14 protein-coding genes are annotated in these 18460 nt (G+C 64.5%); 9 read left to right on the top strand and 5 right to left on the bottom strand.

Annotated features, from left to right (window positions below; all coding sequences use genetic code 11):
- Nucleotides 1-121 precede the first annotated feature (121 nt).
- Nucleotides 122-772 (top strand): gluconokinase, encoded by a 651-nt coding sequence (locus QD172_RS15540; protein WP_347882036.1) that lies wholly within the window; start codon nt 122-124, stop codon nt 770-772.
- Here QD172_RS15540 and QD172_RS15535 read toward each other — a convergent pair.
- The 3 genes from QD172_RS15535 to QD172_RS15525 form a co-directional block, all read right to left on the bottom strand.
- A complete protein-coding gene (locus QD172_RS15535) occupies nt 735-1775 on the bottom strand; it encodes a LacI family DNA-binding transcriptional regulator (protein WP_176493545.1) in 1041 nt (346 codons plus the stop codon). The genes QD172_RS15540 and QD172_RS15535 overlap by 38 nt on opposite strands.
- Nucleotides 1776-1848: 73 nt before the next feature.
- A complete protein-coding gene (locus tag QD172_RS15530; protein WP_077378410.1) occupies nt 1849-2775 on the bottom strand; it encodes a lysine exporter LysO family protein in 927 nt (308 codons plus the stop codon).
- A 267-nt stretch (nt 2776-3042) separates the two neighbouring features.
- Entirely contained in the window at nt 3043-3840 is a 798-nt protein-coding gene (locus QD172_RS15525) for a hypothetical protein (protein ID WP_279856223.1), read from the bottom strand.
- Nucleotides 3841-4191: 351 nt separating this feature from the next.
- Here QD172_RS15525 and QD172_RS15520 point away from each other — a divergent pair, with 351 nt between their 5' ends.
- On the top strand, nt 4192-4752 hold the full coding sequence (locus tag QD172_RS15520) for a DJ-1/PfpI family protein (protein ID WP_077378415.1): 561 nt from the start codon (nt 4192-4194) through the stop codon (nt 4750-4752).
- 121 nt (nt 4753-4873) lie between these two features.
- Here QD172_RS15520 and QD172_RS15515 read toward each other — a convergent pair whose 3' ends face one another.
- On the bottom strand, nt 4874-6067 hold the full coding sequence (locus QD172_RS15515; RefSeq protein ID WP_279856222.1) for a pyridoxal-phosphate dependent enzyme: 1194 nt from the start codon (nt 6065-6067) through the stop codon (nt 4874-4876).
- Nucleotides 6068-6186: 119 nt separating this feature from the next.
- On the opposite strand from QD172_RS15515, the gene QD172_RS15510 reads away from it, so the two are divergent.
- A complete protein-coding gene (locus QD172_RS15510; RefSeq protein WP_077378421.1) occupies nt 6187-6654 on the top strand; it encodes an Lrp/AsnC family transcriptional regulator in 468 nt (155 codons plus the stop codon).
- A gap of 10 nt (nt 6655-6664) precedes the next feature.
- On the opposite strand, the gene QD172_RS15505 is transcribed toward QD172_RS15510, so the two are convergent.
- On the bottom strand, nt 6665-7621 hold the full coding sequence (locus QD172_RS15505; protein ID WP_333781922.1) for a glyoxylate/hydroxypyruvate reductase A: 957 nt from the start codon (nt 7619-7621) through the stop codon (nt 6665-6667).
- A 341-nt stretch (nt 7622-7962) separates the two neighbouring features.
- On the opposite strand from QD172_RS15505, the gene doeA reads away from it, so the two are divergent.
- The 6 genes from doeA (at nt 7963) to QD172_RS15475 (ending at nt 18350) form a co-directional block, all read left to right on the top strand.
- On the top strand, nt 7963-9189 hold the full coding sequence (doeA, locus tag QD172_RS15500; protein WP_077378504.1) for an ectoine hydrolase DoeA: 1227 nt from the start codon (nt 7963-7965) through the stop codon (nt 9187-9189).
- A 76-nt stretch (nt 9190-9265) separates the two neighbouring features.
- A complete protein-coding gene (doeB, locus tag QD172_RS15495) occupies nt 9266-10351 on the top strand; it encodes a N(2)-acetyl-L-2,4-diaminobutanoate deacetylase DoeB (RefSeq protein WP_279856221.1) in 1086 nt (361 codons plus the stop codon).
- Nucleotides 10348-10848, top strand: a complete 501-nt coding sequence (locus QD172_RS15490) for an Lrp/AsnC family transcriptional regulator (protein WP_240499656.1) — start codon at nt 10348-10350, stop codon at nt 10846-10848. Before doeB ends, QD172_RS15490 begins: the two co-directional genes overlap by 4 nt.
- A 119-nt stretch (nt 10849-10967) precedes the next feature.
- Complete coding sequence (murI, locus tag QD172_RS15485; protein WP_279856220.1) at nt 10968-11822, top strand: glutamate racemase; 855 nt, start codon at nt 10968-10970, stop codon at nt 11820-11822.
- A gap of 173 nt (nt 11823-11995) precedes the next feature.
- A complete protein-coding gene (trmA, locus tag QD172_RS15480; protein WP_077378432.1) occupies nt 11996-13126 on the top strand; it encodes a tRNA (uridine(54)-C5)-methyltransferase TrmA in 1131 nt (376 codons plus the stop codon).
- A gap of 385 nt (nt 13127-13511) precedes the next feature.
- Nucleotides 13512-18350: an NAD-glutamate dehydrogenase gene (locus tag QD172_RS15475; RefSeq protein WP_176503215.1), complete on the top strand. Its 4839-nt coding sequence runs from the start codon at nt 13512-13514 to the stop codon at nt 18348-18350.
- Nucleotides 18351-18460 lie beyond the last annotated feature (110 nt).

Raw genomic sequence — 18460 nt, 5'->3', positions numbered from 1 at the left:
GCGGGGTATCCTGCGCAGCGCCGCCGCTCATGGGCTCGCCACGCAGGGTTCGCCGTGGCCGGCCCGGGTGGCAAGGTGGGACGACAGACAACACGGATATTCTTCAAGGGGAAGGGGTGTCATGCAGCAGCAGGCAGAAGGGGGGTCATCCACGGCGTCCGCTCAGGGCAGCGTCGCGCTGGACGACGAGAGCGTCACCTTGCCCGAGGGTGGGGTGCGACTGGTGGTGATGGGCGTGTCCGGGTGCGGGAAGTCGCATGTCGGCCAGGCGTTGGCGGCATGTCTGGGGGCGCAGTTCATCGACGGTGATGACTATCATGGCGAGGCCAACGTGGCCAAGATGGCGCGCGGCATCCCGCTCAATGATGAAGACCGCCATGGCTGGCTGGCCCGCCTGGTCGAGCTGATCGATGAGGCGCGCCGCGAGGGACGCAGTCTGGTGCTGGCCTGCTCCTCGCTGAAGCGACGCTATCGCGATCAGCTGCGTGGCGGGGATGCGGCGCTGGGCTTCGTGTTCCTGGAAGGCACGCGCGAGCTGTTGCTGGAGCGTCTGGAGGCGCGCACCGATCACTTCTTCAAGGGCGCCGCCATGCTCGATGACCAGCTGGCGACCCTGGAGGTGCCTGAGCGTGAGACGGAGCGCGTCTATACCCTCGACATCAGTGCCACACCGCAGGCGTTGGTCGAACAGGTATGTCAGCAGCTGACGGCGCAGCACGCATCCTCGAAAGCGCTCACGCCCGGGGCAGACTCCCGCCTCTCTGCAGGCTGAAGCCCAGGTCTTCCCACAGGCCACGCGGCGTGGAGGCGTGGTCGCCGCTCAGGCGTGCCAGCAGCAGGGCGGCGGTGCGTTCGCCGATCTCTCGGCGCGGCGTGACCACGCTGGCAAGCGCAGGCCAGGTGCCACGGGTCATCTCCAGACCATTGAAGCCGGCCAGCGCCAGCCGTGCCGGCACTTCCAGGCCGCGACGCTGACACTCGAACAGTGCACCGGCGGCCAGGTCGTCGTTGCAGCAGAAGACGGCGTCGAGATTCGGCCACCGAGTCAGCATCTCGTCCAGCAATTCGCCGCCCAGCTTGACGCTTGAGGGTGCCGGAGTGGTCATCAGGTACTCCTGTGACAGGCCGGCGGCCTCGACGGCGGCGCGCCAGCCCGCCAGACGCTGCTCGACGCGGCGGTCCATGCGCGCGGCCAGAAAGCCGATGTGCCGGCGGCCACTCTCGATCATCGCCTCCGCCATGGCGCGGCCGGCGGCGTGCTGATCCAGCCCCACCGCCATGTCCAGTGGCGCCTCACGCTTTTCCATGCACTCCACCACGGCACAGCCGGAGCGCGCGATCATCTCGGTGACGCGTTCGCTGTGGCGGCTGCCGCACAGCACCAGACCGTCCACGCCGAACGAGAGCCAGGTCTCGATCAGGCGCTCCTCTTCTTCCATCGAATAGCCGGTATGGCCGATCAGCAGCTGATAGCCGGCGGCGGCCAGCGGTGCCTCAAGCCCTCGATGCAGTTCCGAGAACACGGCATTGGACAGTGACGGGATCAGCAGCGCGATCAGCCGGGAGCGACCACTGGCGAGGCTGCCGGCCTGACGGTTGGGCATGTAACCCAGTTCGCGGGCGCACTCCCGTACCCGCTCGCGCATGGCGGCGGAGACCTTTTCGGGCTGGTTGAGCGCGCGCGAGACCGTGACCTTGGTCACGCCCAGGCGAGCGGCGATGTCGGCGAGCGTCACGCGTCTGGGGCGCGGTGGAGTGTGATGCAGAGGCGGCATGGCAATGTCAGGCGCTGGAAAGAGAGAGGCCGAGTGTCACCGTTCCGGGGTGTCATCGGCAAGGACCACGACGTCAGACGTGGCTGAGCGAGAGCAGGAACAGGATCATCGGCGGCGAGGCCAGCGAGAGCAGAAAGCCGGATACGACGGCCACGGGCACGCAGGCAACGCCGCCGGTCTGCTGGATGACCGGCAAAGTGAAGTCCATCGAGGTCGCGCCGCCGAAGCCGATGGCCAGCGGCGTGAAGCGTTGGATGGTCAGAGGGATCAACAGGAAGGCGAGCAGTTCACGGCTCAGGTCATTGAAGAAGGCTGCGCCACCCAGAATCGGCCCGAGCTGATCACCGATCAGGATGCCTGACAGCGAATACCAGCCGAAACCGGCCGACATCGCCATGCCCTGATTCCAGTCGAGTGCCAGAAGCGGTGCCGCCAGCAGTCCGCCCAGCAGCGAGCTCGCCATCACCGTCAGCGCGATGAACAGGCCATGGCGGTTGAGCAGGATCTGGCGCAGGCTCATGCCGGAGCTTCTCAGCTGGCAGCCGATCAACGCCAGCAGGGCATAGAGTGCCCACTCGGCCAGGGTGTCGGTGTCGAGCGAGATCTCCATCAGCCCCAGCACGACGCCCGCCGCGACGCCCAGCGCGACCGCCGCCGCCAGTGTCAGGGAGCCGGACAGCGCTTCCCAGCGGGTCATCGGCGCTCCTTCCACCACGCGTGAGGCATCCGCACGCAGTGCACTGCGACGTGACAGCGCCCACAGTGCCAGCAGATTCAATGGCGTGATGATGGCGAACAGAATCACCGCCTGCCCGCTCATGGCGGCCATGCCGGCGCCGAGTTGCTCCAGCCCGGCAAGCCCCATGCCCATCAGGAACAGGATGACGTAGATCGAGGCATTCACCAGCTGATTGACGACCGCCAGGCGTGCGGGCTGCTCGATACGCACCAGATAGCCGAGAATCAGCGGCAGCAGGATGAAGATGAGACCCGAGAGCATGACCCTTCCTTGTCATTGGCCGTCGACAGGACCAGAGCGACGTAAGCGATTGATTGTCAGTGAGTATCACTGGGAAGGGTTACTGTAACGATTGCCGGGGACAGAGGGTATCCCCGGGAGTGGATCCTGCGCGATAACTGCTGATGGGGGATCAGCGCGGCTTATGCCGCGGCCTGGACACCGAGTTCTGAACTCAGAGTTCTGGACTCAGAGCACCGGACACAGAGTTCTGGACACCGAGCACCGGATACCGAGCCTCACGACGGGTCACGGACTGGCCTGGCGCCGCGAGCTGCTGAGCCGGTCGAGGGTCAGATGTGCGGAGCGCTCGGGGACTTCACCTGCGGGGCTGTCCTCGTAGTCGAGGTAGTCGAGAGCCACCATCAGGCCCGGCCAGCGGGGGGCCAGCCACAGGCGGTAGTGCTTCTGATCACGATGCTTGCGCCAGGTGTCCAGCCGCAGGGTGCGGAAGGTCTGACCGGCGGCCACGCGGGATTCCTGGGCCTGGATCTCATACATCAGTGTCCGGGTGCGCCCCTTGTGATCCAGATATTCCAGCGCACAGGGGGCTCCCGTCAGGCAACTTCCCGCGGCCCACTGGGCATCGGCCTGCTGGCTCAGCAGTACCAGCAGGGTCTGGCGGTCGGGGAGGAGCGTCTCGTCAGGCTCGGGTGCCTCGCGGCTGTAGTCCTTGCCGATACCCGCCAGACGATAACCGGAACGATACCCGGCCGGCTGCAGCTGGCCCTCCTTGAGGAGGAAGCGTCCCTGCTCGTAGCCACTGGCCACCTTGATGGAGGCCTCCATGCTGGCGATGTAAAGCTCCCCGCTCTGGCTGATGCGCTGCGTGATGGGCACATCCGGCCAGCCGTCCAGCACCAGGGTGTATTGAGCGGTGAAGGGCACGGGAGACTCCGCGCTGCTCACGTCAGCGCTCGCCTGTTGCGCCGTGCTCAACAGGGCTGATCCCAGCAGCATCGCGCCAAGCCAGCCGTTCAGGCGGCAAGGCGAGGGTATCCGTCGCAGGCGTGTCCAGTGGATTCGTCGTGGTACAAGGGCAAGCATGGTGACTCCTGTCGAAGCTTTCTGTCCGCAAATGGGGCCGCCCTTGGGGAGTGGTGTCGTTCGGGGCGAGAGCATGATGATTGGGCAGCGTGGCCGCATGCAAGGTTCCCTCGCGCTGGCGCACCTCTCCTGCCAGTCGTGGATGATGCATGAGGACCTGCTGGCGATGGCCCCGATGACAGGCGCATCAGGCACAGGACGTTATTTCAGCGCTTGCTCATGCGCGCCGGACAGGTACTCTGGGAACGCCTTGTGCGTGAGCTGCAGGCTTCCCGACATGTCAGGCAGAGGTGATGTCAGGCGAGCGCGATGCAGTGATGCCAACCCCGTTTGTTCAATCAGGAGATCATCATGGCCAGCATTGTCATCATTGCCGGAGATTTTGTGGAAGACTATGAGCTGATGGTGCCGTTCCAGGCGCTGCAGGCGATGGGTCATCGGGTCGATGTGGTATGCCCGGACAAGCGTGAAGGCGATATCGTCAAGACGGCGATCCACGACTTCGAAGGCGATCAGACCTATACCGAGAAGCCGGGTCACAACTTCGCGCTCAACGCGAGCTTCGCCGACCTCAAGGCGGAAGACTACGATGCGCTGCTGATCCCCGGTGGCCGCGCTCCCGAGTACCTGCGTCTGGACGAGCGCGTGCTGAACCTGGTGCGTCACTTCGTCGAGGCCGACAAGCCCATCGCCGCCGTCTGTCATGGCCCGCAGCTGCTGGCGGCTGCCATGTCGCTGGAAGGCCATCGCGTCAGCGCCTATCCGGCCTGCGCGCCGGAGGTCAAGCTGGCAGGTGGCGAATTCGTGTCACTGGAAGTCACCGATGCCGTGACCTCCGGCAAGCTGGTGACCGCGCCGGCCTGGCCGGCCCACCCGGAGTGGCTGCGTCAGTTCAATGCCCTGCTGGCATGAGGCGTGACTGACCTCCATTGCGGCTGACATGCATTGCGACTGACATGAGCCGTGGCACGAGCTGCCATCGCGCCTCGTGATGCTCGACGACGACACCCCGCCTTGGCGGGGTGTCGTCGTTTCAGGCGGTGAGTCTTTCGATCCAGGCGCGATGCGGGGCGAGGCGTGACTGGTGTTCCGCCCGCCAGACGGGGTCGCCCAGGGTGCTGGCGTAGCGGCTGGCATGATCACAGGCCAGCAGCAGCCAGCTACCCGTCAGCGCCTCGCCGCGGGCGTGCTTGAGCTCGAGGGTTTCCAGCAGGCCCGCGAAGGCGGTGCCGGTGGAGGGCCCGACGGCAAGCCCGGCATGCTCTGCCAGCCATAGTGCCGCCGCCTGGCTGCGGGCATCCGCGATGCGTCGATAATCATCGAAGTGCACGGGGTCGAACGCTTCCAGTACACAGGGGCGGCCAATGCCCTCGATGGGGTTGGGTGCCTGAGGCGCGGGCAGTGAGGTCATGCGGGTGCCATGGGTGTGATGGTGCTGCCAACAGGCGTGATAGACGGAGTGTTCGGGGTCCACTCCGATCACGCGAGCGCCATGGCCGCTGTGGTGAAGAGGCCCCGAGTGGCGAAGAAGACCCTTGTGACGCAGATGGCGCGCGAAGGTGGCGGCGCTGCCGCCGGTGCCAGCGCCGAGAAAGACCGCCTCAAGCTCCGGCAGCTCGCGTTCGGCGATCTGTGCCAGACACTCGCCCGGCAGGCTTGTCTCGCTCTGCCAGTCGCTGGCCGTGGCGGCATGCTGGAACTGATTGAGGAAGTGGCCGCCGCTGTCCTCGGCCAGCGCCTGGGCGGACTGGCAGAGGTGGGCGGCATTCTCGATCTCCACGACACGCCCGCCCTCGTCACGAATCGCCTTCAACTTGTCACATGCGGTGCCCTTGGGCACCACGGCGATGAATTCCAGTCCCAGGCGGCGTGCCAGCCACGCTTCAGAGACCGCCGTGGAGCCTGACGAGGCGTCGATGACCGGGCGTCCGGGACTGAGCCAGCCTTGCTTCAAGGCCTGCTCGAACAACGCCATGGCCAGTCGATGCTTGAGTGAACCACTGGCGTGGGCGCGCTCGTCCTTGATCAGCACGCGCGCCTCGCCAAGCCCGCAAAGCGCAAGCTCCCTGAGCGGAGTGACGGGCGTGGCTGCCTTCAAGGCGGTCAGCTGTGCCAGGCACTCCTGTCGCCATGCTTCCAGAGGCGCCCTGTGCAGCAAGCCCTCCGAGGGAGTGGCGAGTGAAGAGGGCGCACACGGCGAGCGAGGGGGAAAGGCAGTGGTCGGCATGGCAGCGGTTCCTGTGGCGGGGAGGAGCCTTCATGGTACGACCGGCTGTCAGGCAAAACTTGCCAGTTGTCATGGCGTAGGCCATGTTCTATAGCAAGATTTTGTCGTGAGGAGGGAGTATGGAGAAAATTGTGCTCGATGCCACGGACCGCGCGCTGCTGCGGCTGTTGCAGCGTGATGCCAGCCTGTCATTGGCGGCACTGGCGGAGTCGGTGCATCTGACCACCTCACCCTGCTGGAAGCGCCTCAAGCGGCTGGAGGAATGCGGGGTGATCACCGCGCGGGTGGCGCTGCTGGATGCCGAGCGGGTCGGGCTGGGGCTGACCGCCTTCGTGCAACTCAAGACCCGCGATCATTCGCGGGCCTGGTTCGAACGGTTCGTGGCGGTGATCGAGGAGATCGAGGAAGTCACCGAGTTCTATCGCATGGCGGGCGACTATGACTACCTGCTCAAGGTTCAGGTCGCGGACATGAATGCCTACGACCGTGTCTACAAGCAGCTGGTCAATACCCTCGATGACCTCACCGATGTCTCGGCACGCTTCGCGATGGAGTGTCTCAAGTCGACCACTGCGCTTCCGGTGTGAAACGCACGCCTCAGTAGCCGTGTTCCAGACTGATGCCCGTCAGGGACTCACCGCGCTGCACGCGGCGGATGTTCTCCGCCAGCTGGTCGGCGGCCTCGGAGACCGGGGTCGGGGCGGCGGCGTGCGGGGTGATGATCACCTTCGGGTGCTGCCACAGCGGGCTGTCGCCGGCGAGCGGCTCATGCTGGAAGACATCCAGCAGCGCGCCGCGCAACTGATCCTTCTCCAGCGCCGCGAGCAGATCCTCCTCGACCACGCTGCTGCCGCGGCCGGGATTGATCAGCACGGCGTCATCGGGCAGGGCCGCGAAGACCTCTGCATTCAGCACGTCGCGAGTGGCGGTGGTGTTGGGCAGCAGGTTGATCACCGCCTTGAGGCCAAGCGTTTCATCTCCCAGCACTGCCTTGAGCGAGCGACCGCCTTCCCCCTGTTCATGGTGGCAGGTCACGCCCTCCAGGGTGTGGGCGCTGCGGCTGAAGCCATGCACGGGGTAGCCGTCTGCCGCCAGCGCCTCGGCGATCTGCCGGCCGATGGCACCCAGGCCGAGCACCGCGACCGGATAATGCCTGGCGCGCACCACGCGATGTGGCGCCCAGTGACGCTCTGACTGCTGGACAGCGTAGCGATCGAAGTCACGTCGGAAGTGCAGCAGGCCGTAGCGCACGTAATCGAGCATGTGGCTGGCCATGCCGGCATCGCGCAGCTTGAGCACCGGCACCTCTCGAGGCAGGGCGGGATTGGCCAGCAGGCTGTCCACGCCGGCACCCAGATTGAGAATCGCCTTCACGTCGTGATCGCGATGCCGCTCGAACAGTGCCGCCGGGGGTGCCCACACCACCAGGATGTCGCCCAGAGTCTCGCCGTCATCGGCAAGGATCTCGATGTCGCTGCTGTCCAGACGCTCACGTAGTGCCTCGCACCAGCGTTCTGCCCGCTCGTGATGTACCAGAATTCGCATGTGGCTCATCTGAAAGAGTCTCCTGAAAGGCCCTGGAGTATTTCCCGGTGATGTCGTGATGATGGCGCGGCCCTTGCAAGGGCCGAAGGGAAGGGCGACAGTGCCAGAGTCGCCTTTGACCCGCTGTCGGCAGAGTGACAGACTCGAATCAAGAGGGGAATTCGGATGTTCGCATATACGTTGACGGCTCTGGGCACCAGAGGCGCGCGTAAGGCTCCGCCCCGACGTGCTGCTTGCCTCAAGGCCTGATTGAACAGGAGCGCTGCATGAGCCAATTCCCGTCGCATCCGCCTATTGCCCAGCCTCCATTCGCGGGGCTCAACAACTTGCCGAATGGCGAAGCGCAGGCGATGCCCGACAACTGGGTACCGCGGCCACTGTCGGCCGGACGCCAGGCCTTCACCATCGGGGAATATCACGCCCGTATCCAGCGTGTCCGGGAAGCGATGGCGCGTGCCGGCATCGATGTGATGGTGATTTCCGACCCCTCCAACATGGCCTGGTTGACCGGTTATGACGGCTGGTCCTTCTATGTGCACCAATGTGTACTGCTGGGTCTGAGCGGTGAGCCAGTCTGGTACGGACGCCGTCAGGACGGCAACGGCGCGCTGCGTACCTGCTGGATGGGCGAGGACAACATCCTGTGGTATCCGGATTACTACGTGCAGAATCCGGACATGCATCCGATGGAGTTTCTCGCCCAGTCGATCCTGCCGCAGCGCGGCTGGCACGACGGCGTGGTGGGGGTCGAACTCGACAACTACTACTACTCGGCGCGTGCCCATCTGGCGCTGGTCAAGGAGTTGCCCCACGCGCGACTGGTGGACGCCAACTCGCTGGTCAACTGGTGTCGGGCGATCAAGTCCGAGCAGGAGATCGCCTACATGCGCGTGGCGGGGCGCATCGTCGAGCGCATGCACTCGCGCATCCTCGAGATGATCGAGCCGGGCCTGCCCAAGAGCGCACTGGTCGCCGAGATCTATCGTGTCGGGGTCGAGGGTGTGGTCGGGCCGAATGGCGAGATTCTCGGCGGCGACTATCCGGCCATCGTGCCATTGCTGCCGACCGGCAGTGATGCCGCTGCCCCTCACCTGACCTGGGATGACACGCCGTTTCGCGAGGGCGAGGGCACCTTCTTCGAGATCGCCGGCTGCTACAAGCGCTATCACGCGCCGCTCTCGCGCACCGTGTTTCTCGGTCGGCCGCCGCGCGATTTCGTGCGCGGCGAGTCCGCCCTGCTGGAAGGCATCGAAAGTGGCCTGGCCATCGCCAGGCCGGGCAATCGCTGCTGCGACATCGCGCTGGCGCTGGGCGCGGCGATGGACAAGTACGGCTTCGACCGGGGGGGCGCACGTTGCGGCTATCCCATCGGCATCAGCTATCCGCCGGATTGGGGCGAGCGCACCATGAGTCTGCGCCCCAGTGACGAGACGGTGCTGGAACCGGGCATGACCTTCCACTTCATGCCCGGCATGTGGATGGATGACTGGGGGCTCGAGATCACCGAGTCGATCCTGATCACCGAGAATGGTGCCGAGCCATTGTGTGACGTGCCCCGCCAGCTGTTCGTCAAGTGACGGGCTGGCCGTTCGTCAGTGATGCGATGCCATACGCCTTTGTTGTTGTGAGTTCGTCCGGCCAAGGAGGCCTGTCATGCGTGAATCTCCCGTCAGCCTGACCATTGACCTGAACGCCGATGGCCTTCAGCACGGCTTCTTCAAGTTGCCGATTTCCACCGATGAGTCTGCCTGGGGTGCCGTGATGACCCCGGTCAGCGTGATCGCCAACGGTGAAGGCCCCACGGTGCTGCTCACCGGCGGCAATCACGGTGACGAGTACGAGGGCATCACCGCGCTCTACAAGCTGGCGGCCCGCCTCACGCCCGAGGACGTGCAGGGGCGTGTCATCATCGTGCCGACCATGAATGCGCTGGCGGCCAAGGCCGGCCGGCGCTGCTCGCCACTTGATGGCGGCAATCTCAATCGCAGCTTCCCCGGCGATCCCGAGGGGGGACCTACCGAGCAGATCGCCGACTATTTCACCCGGGTGCTGGTACCGCAGTGTGACTACGCGCTGGACCTGCATTCCGGTGGCCGCACCCTGGATATCCTGCCGTTCGCGGCCGCGCACCGCCTGGACTATCTCGAGGCGTCGCTGGGCGTGGAGCAGTGCCGTCATCAGGAAGCCGAGAGTCTGGCCGGCGCGCTGGCCTTCGGTGCGCCTTCGGCGATGATGATGTTCGAGCTGGATGCCGAGGCGCTCTACGACACTGCCGTGGAACGCCAGGGCAAGGTCTTCGTCACCACGGAGCTGGGGGGCGGCGGTTCCACCACGCCTGAGCGCCAGGCGATCGCCGACCGTGGCGTCGACAACTTCCTCGCCTTCAGTGGCGTGCTGCGCGAACGCAGTCGTGCCGACCTGGAGGGCGATGTCGAGCGACGCCATGCCGACCAGGCGGCCAGGCCGCTGCTGATCGACATGCCGGATGCCAGCTGCTACGTGCAGAGTGAGCATGAAGGCCTGCTGGAACTGTGCGTGGCGCTGGGTGAGCAGGTCAGCGCGGGGCAGTGCGTGGCTCGGGTCTACCCGCTGGGGCGGGCCGGTCAACCGGCGGTGGAATATCGTGCTGAGCGCGACGGCGTGCTGGTGGCACGGCGCTTCCCGGCGCAGGTCAGTCTCGGCGATACGCTGGCGGTGATCGCCGAGGTGGTGGACGATCTGGCGCGAGATGCCTCATGAGTTCAGGCGCTGCGCGCGCGATGCCCGCGCCCAGGCTTGATGCCTTCGATCTGAAGATTCTGGCGATCCTCGAGCGCGATGGTCGCATCACCAAGTCGCGGCTGGCCGAGGAGATCAATCTGTCGGTCAGCCCGTGCTGGGAGCGGGTCAAGCGCCTTGAGCAGGCCGGTATCATCGAGGGCTATTCGGCGCGCATCAATCAGGCGCTGCTCGAGGCGCAGCGCGGCGGTGCCGTGGTGGCAGCCCCGCGCACGCCGGTATGGGTGGAGATACACCTCAAGCATCACGATGCCGAGAGCTTCCAGCGCTTCGAGCGCGCCATGCGCGAGGCGGACGAGGTGATCGAGTGTGTGGCGGTCGGCGGCGGCGTGGATTATCTGCTGCGTCTCGAGACGGCGAGCATCGATGCCTACCAGCGATTGATCGACCGCTGGCTGGTCTCCGAGCTGGGGATCGATCGTTACTTCACCTACATCGTTACCAAGCAGGTAAAATAGCGCGCCATTGCAGCCGACCTTCCTCTTTCGCAGCGCGAGATATCATCACCATGGCGCCTTCCACCGCCCCTTCAGGCTCCGTTGTCAGCCAGTCCCATGTCCTCCTATCTGACGCGCCGGTGCTGATCTTCGATTCGGGGGTCGGAGGACTCTCGGTGGCGGCGGAGATTCGCCGCCAATGGCCGACGTTGCCGCTGGCCTATGTGTGTGACAACGCCGCGCTCCCCTACGGCACCAAGGCCGATGACTGGCTGGTGACGCGCATCGCGCAAGTGTGTGCGGCGGCGGTCGAGGCAAGTGGAGCGCGTGCCCTGGTGGTGGCGTGCAATACCGCCAGCACGCTGGCGCTGCAGGCATTGCGCGAGACGTTGTCGATTCCGGTGATCGGTACCGTACCGGCGATCAAGCCTGCCGCGCTGCTGGCGCGCAGCCGTCAGAGCGCGGTGCGCCGCGCACAGGGCGAGCCGCCAGTGTTCGGCTTGCTGGCCACCTCCGCCACGGTGAGGCGTGCCTATACCGAGCAGTTGATCCATGATTTCGCGGCGGACTGCCAGGTGATTCGCGTCGCGGCGGACCCGCTGGTCGCCGAGGCCGAGCGCCGTCTGCGTGGCGAGGCGGCTCGCCCCGAGGTGGTCGCGGCGAGTCTGGCGGATCTCGCGGCGGTACCGGGGCTGGAGGTGGTGATTCTCGGCTGTACCCACTTCCCGCTGCTCAGCGCGGATATCGCCAGCGCCTTGGGCAGGAATGCTCCGGGTGAACCACCGCTGGCGCTGGTGGATTCCGGCGCGGCGATCGCACGGCGCGTGGCCCATGTGCTGGAGTTGCCGGCCCGCACGGCGCAGCCCACGCTGGCGCAAGACGAGGTGTCTGACGCAGGCATCGCCCTGGCGACGGACGCCTGTCAGCCCGGCCTTGCCACTGCACTTGAAAGCCAGGGGTTTGCCGCCCCTCGAGGACTCGCGCTCGGCCCCTGACGGCCCCTGTCGCTGCATGAGTCACCAACCCGTGCTTGAGCTTCGCGCTGCCGGTGGTAGGCTAGCGCGCCCAACCTTTGAATGGACGTGATCGGCATGGCTCTCCATGACCTCATCCGCGTCCCTTTGCTCATCGTTTCAGTGCTGCGGTATGCCCGCAGGCAGGAGTCAGTGTGGCCATCGCCGTCGTCGATCCCAGTCAGTATGAACAGCAGCTTGCCGAGAAGGCCGAGCAGACCCGCGCCCGTTTCGCCGCCTTCGATGCGCCGGAGCTCGAGGTGTTTCCCTCGCCGCCCAGTCATTACCGCATGCGCTGCGAATTTCGTATCTGGCATGAGGATGACGACCTCTACTATGCGATGTTCGAGGTGGAATTCGACGACGAGGGCAACAAGAAGAAGACGGTGGTGCGCATGGACGACTTCCCGGTGGCCAGCCAGCGCATCAATACGCTGATGCCGCTGCTGCGTGAGCGACTCAAGGCCAGTCCGGTGCTGCGTGAGCGTCTGTTCCAGTGTGAATTCCTCACCACCCTGAGTGGCGAGGCACTGGTCACGCTGATCTATCACCGCAAGCTGGAAGAGGACTGGGAAGCCGAGGCGCGCGCGCTGGAGCAGGAACTCGACATCATGATCATCGGGCGTTCACGCAAGCAGCACCTCGTGCTGACGCGCGATCACGTCTTCGAGCGTCTCGAGGTCGATGGACGTGAATATGTCTATCAGCAGGTCGAGAACAGCTTCACCCAGCCCAACGCCGAGATCTGCCGCTCCATGCTCAGCTGGGCGCGCGACGTGACCCATCCGGACAAGGCGCGAGCGGAAGGCCGGGAGCAGGGCGATCTGGTCGAGCTCTATTGTGGCAACGGCAATTTCACCATCGCGCTGGCCGAGAACTTCCGTCGCGTGCTGGCCACCGAGATCTCGCGGACGTCGGTGGCTTCGGCGCAGGTCAATCTGGCGGCCAATGGCATCGACAATGCCCAGGTGGCGCGCATGTCCGCCGAGGACTTCTCGCTGGCACTGGCCGGCGAGAAGGAGGGGCGGCGCGTGGCGGAGATGGACCTCGAGAATCATGACTTCCGCACCGTGCTGGTGGACCCGCCGCGCGCCGGTCTCGATGCCGACAGCTGCGAGCAGACCGCGCGCTACGAACGCATCGTCTATATCTCCTGCAACCCGCAGACGCTGAGCGAGAATCTCGAGGTGCTGTGCCGTACGCATCGCATCGAGCGTTTCGCGCTGTTCGACCAGTTCCCCTATACCGACCACCTGGAGTGTGGGGTCTATCTCGTCAGGAAGTGAGTGAAAGCAGGCGTGTCAGCAAGTGAGAGACGGCGGAGCGTTTTCCGCGTCGACGCTTGAAAAGCCGAGGCCCCGTTGCCAACTAGACTCCAGATCCGGCTCCATGAGCCATCGGGAGTGATAGTGGCGGCGGGGCCTCGTCGTGTCTGTCTCGATGAACGCCTTGTTAGACTTTCGTTTCATGACGCGAGGCGCAAGTCAATACCCGATGCACAGATGTCATGCAGCATGACCAATATGGAACAGGCATGGGGCCGAGGCACAGACTGCGCTAGTCTGTGATGCACTGCATGAGCCTGCGCCTTGGCATCCTGTCACGGGTGCGAGCGCGGGCTCTCTATGACTATTCTTCCTGATACTTCCATCAGGTCAGTCGAGGTGATTGATGCTACACGTGGCGACGGACGGCAAGCAGGAATTCCTTGCGCAGCTCCAAGAGCAGCTGGACAAGCGACTTCCCAAGGACAAGGTGCAGGAAATCGCGGCCTTTGCGCGCGATTATCATGCGACGGCTTCCTTCGAGGACATGGCCGAGCGCAAGCTGGATGACCTCTACGGCTCCACTCTGGCCGTATGGCACTTCCTGCAGAGTCACGCTGCCCCCAAGGTGCGCGCCTACAACCCTGACTTCGAGAAGCATGGTTGGCAGTCCACCCATACCATCATCGAAGTGCTGCACCCGGACATGCCCTTCCTGGTGGACTCGGTGCGCATCGAGCTCAATCGTCGCGGTATCACCGTGCATGCCATCCACAATGCCGTGCTGGCCGTGGCGCGCGACGCCTCCGGTCAGCTGGAGCGCGTGACCGCGCCGCGCGCCGAGAACGCTCCCGAGACGCGCGAGTCACTGATCTACATCGAGATCGATCGTCACAACGATGGCGAGATGCTCGAAGATCTGGAAAACAGCCTGAGTGAAGTGCTGGCTGAAGTGCGGGTCGCCGTGGCGGATTTCGAGGCCATGCGCTCCCAGGGGGCTCAGGCGCTCAGAGAGCTGCGTGACAACCGTCCTGCCACCGTGTCCGAGGCGGATCACCAGGAAGCCTGCGAGTTCATGGAGTGGATGGGCAACGATCACTTCACCTTCCTCGGCTATGACGAATACACCGTCGAAGAGCAGGAAGACGGTACTCGCGTGCTGAGCAAGGTCGAGGGTTCCGAGCTTGGCGTCCTGAAGCTGGACCTCGAGCGCTATCACGAGCAGTCCCGCCATCAGCAGAGCGTCAACAGCGATCAGTACGTGCTGATCCCGGAGCTGCTGTCCTTCGCCAAGAGCGCCTTCCACGCCCGCGTGCACCGTCCGGCCTATCCGGACTACATCACTGTCGAGCGCTTCGATGCCGAAGGCCGCGTGATCGGCGAGCGTCGTTTCCTGGGGCTCTACACCTCCACGGTCTACAACCAGAGTCCGCGCAACGTGCCGATTCTGCGTCGCAAGGTGCAGGACGTCATGGAGGCCGCCGGGGTCAACCCGAAGGGCCACAACGGCAAGCACCTGCTGCAGATTCTGGAAGTCTATCCGCGTGATGACCTCTTCCAGATCTCCACGGATGAGCTGACCCGCACCGCCACCAGCATCCTCAATATCCGTGAGCGTCGTCGCGTGCGTCTGATCGTGCGTGAAGACCGCTTCGGCAAGTTCTTCTCCGTGCTGGTGTTCGTGCCGCGCGATGTCTACTCCACCGACCTGCGCGTGCGCATCCAGAATCTGCTCTGCGAAGAGCTGGATGCCACCTTCGGTGATTTCACGCCGTATCTGTCCGAATCCGTGCTGACACGCATCCAGTTCATCCTGCGCTTCAAGGGCGACGAGCCTGGCCAGTACGACATGCGCGCGCTGGAGAACAAGATCGCCCAGCTGGCACGCAGCTGGCGTGACGAGCTGCATGCCGCGATGGTGGAAGGCTTCGGTGAAGAGCAGGCCAATGAACTGATGAGCCGTTATCGCGATGCCTTCCCGGGCAGCTACCGTGATGACTTCTCGCCGCGCACCGCCGTCTACGACGTGGGCCATCTGCGTGCGCTGGATGAAGGCGATGTCGTGGCCTTGAGCACCTATCGTCTGGTCGAGGATGACAACTCGGGTGTCAACCTGAAGCTGTTCCACAAGCATCAGCCGATTCCGCTGTCCGACGTGCTGCCGGTTCTCGAGAACCTGGGGCTGCGCGTCATCGGCGAGCGTCCTTACGAGATCGAGCGCAGCGATGCCACCTGCTGGATCCACGATTTCGATCTGGAGCATCACGGCAAGGGCGCAGTCGAGCTGTCCGAAGTGCGCGAGAGCTTCATCGAAGCCTTCAAGAAGATCTGGTCCGGCGAAGCCGAATCCGACGCCTTCAACCGCCTGATCATCGGCTCCGGCCTTGATTGGCGTGAAGTGGCGATGCTGCGTGCCTACGCGCGTTACCTGAAGCAGATCCGCTTCGGCCTCTCCCAGGCCTACATCGCCAATGCCCTGGGCAGCCATCCGGATATCACCCGCGAGCTGGTGCAGCTGTTCAACCTGCGCTTCGACCCGCAGGGTCAGGGCGATGAGGATGACGTCAGCGCCTGCCGCGAGCGCATCAACGGTCTGCTCGATCAGGTCTCCAGCCTCAACGACGACCGTCTGCTGCGTCGCTACGTGGATCTGATGATGGCCACGCTGCGCACCAACTTCTTCCAGCCGGCGGAAGATGGTCAGGCCAAGGACTACATCAGCTTCAAGCTCGATACCCGTCAGATTCCGGACGTGCCCAAGCCGCGTCCGATGTTCGAGATCTTCGTCTACTCGCCGCGCGTCGAGGGCGTGCACCTGCGCGGTGGCAAGGTCGCGCGCGGTGGTCTGCGCTGGTCCGACCGTCACGAGGACTTCCGCACCGAAGTGCTGGGGCTGGTCAAGGCGCAGCAGGTCAAGAACGCGGTCATCGTGCCGGTGGGTGCCAAGGGCGGCTTCGTCTGCAAGCGCATGCCGGAAAGCAACGACCGTGACGTGATCCAGAAAGAAGGTATCGCCTGCTACCAGATCTTCATCCGCGCACTGCTCGACATCACCGACAACCTGTCCGGTGGTGACGTGGTACCGCCGAACGCCGTCGTGCGCTATGACGAAGACGACCCCTACATGGTGGTCGCGGCGGACAAGGGCACCGCGACCTTCTCCGACATCGCCAATGCCATCTCCAACGAGTACGGCTTCTGGCTGGGCGATGCCTTCGCCTCCGGTGGCGCCAACGGCTATGACCACAAGGGTATGGGCATCACCGCCAAGGGCGCTTGGGTCAGTGTGCAGCGTCACTTCCGCGAGATGGGCATCAACATCCAGGAAGACGAGTTCAGCGTAGTCGGTATCGGTGACATGGCCGGTGACGTCTTCGGCAACGGCATGCTGCTGTCCGAGAAGATCCGTCTGGTCGGTGCCTTCAACCACCGCAACATCTTCGTCGACCCGAACCCGGACACCGCGAAGAGCTTCGCCGAGCGCGAGCGTCTGTTCCGTCTGCCGCGTTCCAGCTGGGACGACTACGACAAGAGTCTGATCAGCGAAGGTGGCGGTCTGTTCTCGCGTGATGCCAAGACCATCACCATCACGCCGCAGATGAAGGAAGTCTTCGACATCCGCGAAGACCGACTGGCGCCCAACGAGCTGATCAACGCGATGCTCAAGGCGCAGGTCGATCTGATCTGGAACGGCGGTATCGGCACCTACGTCAAGGCCTCCACCGAGACTCACGCCGATGTCGGTGACAAGGCCAACGACGGTCTGCGCATCAACGGCAACGAGCTGCGCTGCAAGGTGGTCGGAGAGGGCGGCAACCTGGGGCTGACCCAGCGTGGCCGCATGGAAGCCGCAGCCAAGCGTGGCGTGCGCGTCAACACCGACTTTATCGACAACGCCGGTGGCGTGAACTGCTCGGATCACGAGGTCAACATCAAGATCCTGCTGGACGACATCGTCGCCCGCGGTGACCTGACCGACAAGCAGCGCAACCAGCAGCTGGCCGAGATGACCGACGAGGTCGGCGAGCTGGTGATCAAGGACAACTATCGCCAGACCCAGGCACTGTCGCTCTCCGAGCTGCAGTCCAAGGAAGGCATGGGTGTCTTCCGTCGCTTCATCAATGAACTCGAAGCGGCCGGTACCCTGGATCGCGAGCTCGAGTTCCTGCCTTCCGATGAGGCGCTGATCGAGCGTTCCAATGCCGGTGAAGCCCTGACCCTGCCGGAACTGTCCGTGCTGGTGTCCTACGCCAAGAGCGATCTCAAGACCAGCCTGATCGCCTCTGACGTGCCGGATGACAGCTACGTGCAGCAGCATCTGGAGCGCGCCTTCCCGCGCGTGCTGATGGAGCGCTTCCCGGAGGAAATGTATCAGCACCGTCTGAAGCGTGAGATCGCTGCCACCCAGATCGCCAATGACCTGGTGGATCACATGGGCATCGCCTTCGTGCGTCGCCTGGAAGACACCACCGGTGCCGGCAAGGCCGAGATTGCGCGTGCCTACATCGTGGCGCGTGACAGCTTCAACCTGGAAGCGCTGTGGACCCAGATCGAGGCGCTGGATCACCAGGTGCCGGCCGACATGCAGTACCGCATGATGAGCGATCTGATGCGCCTGATGCGTCGCGCCACCCGCTGGTTCCTGCGTCAGCGCAGCAGCATGGGCGTCAAGGAGAGCATCTCGCACTTCGCGCCGCGTCTGGCTCAGCTGTCCGAGAGCATCGGCGAGCGCCTCAAGGGCGAAGCCCGCGAGCACTGGGAGGCTCGTCGCGACCACTACGTCGAGGCAGGCGTTCCGGAAGCGCTGGCCAGCACCATCGCGGCGACCTCAAGCCTGTATGCCGGTCTCGGCATCATCGAGGCCGCCAAGGTGACCGGCGAGAAGATCAACCGTGTCGCGGAAGCCTTCTACGGCATCGGCCATCGTCTCGAGCTGCCGTGGGTCGGCGACAAGATCAACGGCCTCGAGGTGCAGGACAGCTGGCAGGCCCAGGCGCGCGAGAGCTTCCGTGATGACCTGGATCGTCAGCAGCTGGCCCTGACCGTCAGCGTGCTCAAGCAGGACAATGCCCCGCGCGAGATCGATGAGCGTGTCGACAACTGGATGGCAAGCCATGAAGGACTGGTCAGCCGCTGGTGCTCACTGCTGGGCGAGATGAAGAGTGGTGCCCAGTTGAGCTTCCCGCTGTTCGCCGTCGCACTGCGTGAACTGGTCGATCTGGCCGAGTCCCGTCGCGAGGCGTGAGCCGGGCAGGAACTCTGCTGACCCGCGATACGCACATCTGTAAGCGTCATCGCTGAACGAAACCCCCGCCAATGGCGGGGGTTTTTTTGTGCAATCAAGAAAATCGCGAT

Source organism: Cobetia sp. 10Alg 146 (genome assembly GCF_029846385.1).
Lineage (GTDB): Bacteria > Pseudomonadota > Gammaproteobacteria > Pseudomonadales > Halomonadaceae > Cobetia > Cobetia marina.
Note: the sequence above shows the minus strand (reverse complement) of the source record. Positions and strands in the feature narration are given on the sequence as shown.

Bases quoted from the DNA above. Each gene is read 5' to 3' on its own strand.
- QD172_RS15540 (WP_347882036.1), top strand. From the start codon at position 122: ATGCAGCAGCAGGCAGAAGGGGGGTCATCCACGGCGTCCGCTCAGGGC.
- QD172_RS15535 (WP_176493545.1), bottom strand. From the start codon at position 1,775: ATGCCGCCTCTGCATCACACTCCACCGCGCCCCAGACGCGTGACGCTC.
- QD172_RS15530 (WP_077378410.1), bottom strand. From the start codon at position 2,775: ATGCTCTCGGGTCTCATCTTCATCCTGCTGCCGCTGATTCTCGGCTAT.
- QD172_RS15525 (WP_279856223.1), bottom strand. From the start codon at position 3,840: ATGCTTGCCCTTGTACCACGACGAATCCACTGGACACGCCTGCGACGG.
- QD172_RS15520 (WP_077378415.1), top strand. From the start codon at position 4,192: ATGGCCAGCATTGTCATCATTGCCGGAGATTTTGTGGAAGACTATGAG.
- QD172_RS15515 (WP_279856222.1), bottom strand. From the start codon at position 6,067: ATGCCGACCACTGCCTTTCCCCCTCGCTCGCCGTGTGCGCCCTCTTCA.
- QD172_RS15510 (WP_077378421.1), top strand. From the start codon at position 6,187: ATGGAGAAAATTGTGCTCGATGCCACGGACCGCGCGCTGCTGCGGCTG.
- QD172_RS15505 (WP_333781922.1), bottom strand. From the start codon at position 7,621: ATGAGCCACATGCGAATTCTGGTACATCACGAGCGGGCAGAACGCTGG.
- doeA (WP_077378504.1), top strand. From the start codon at position 7,963: ATGCCCGACAACTGGGTACCGCGGCCACTGTCGGCCGGACGCCAGGCC.
- doeB (WP_279856221.1), top strand. From the start codon at position 9,266: ATGCGTGAATCTCCCGTCAGCCTGACCATTGACCTGAACGCCGATGGC.
- QD172_RS15490 (WP_240499656.1), top strand. From the start codon at position 10,348: ATGAGTTCAGGCGCTGCGCGCGCGATGCCCGCGCCCAGGCTTGATGCC.
- QD172_RS15475 (WP_176503215.1), top strand. From the start codon at position 13,512: ATGCTACACGTGGCGACGGACGGCAAGCAGGAATTCCTTGCGCAGCTC.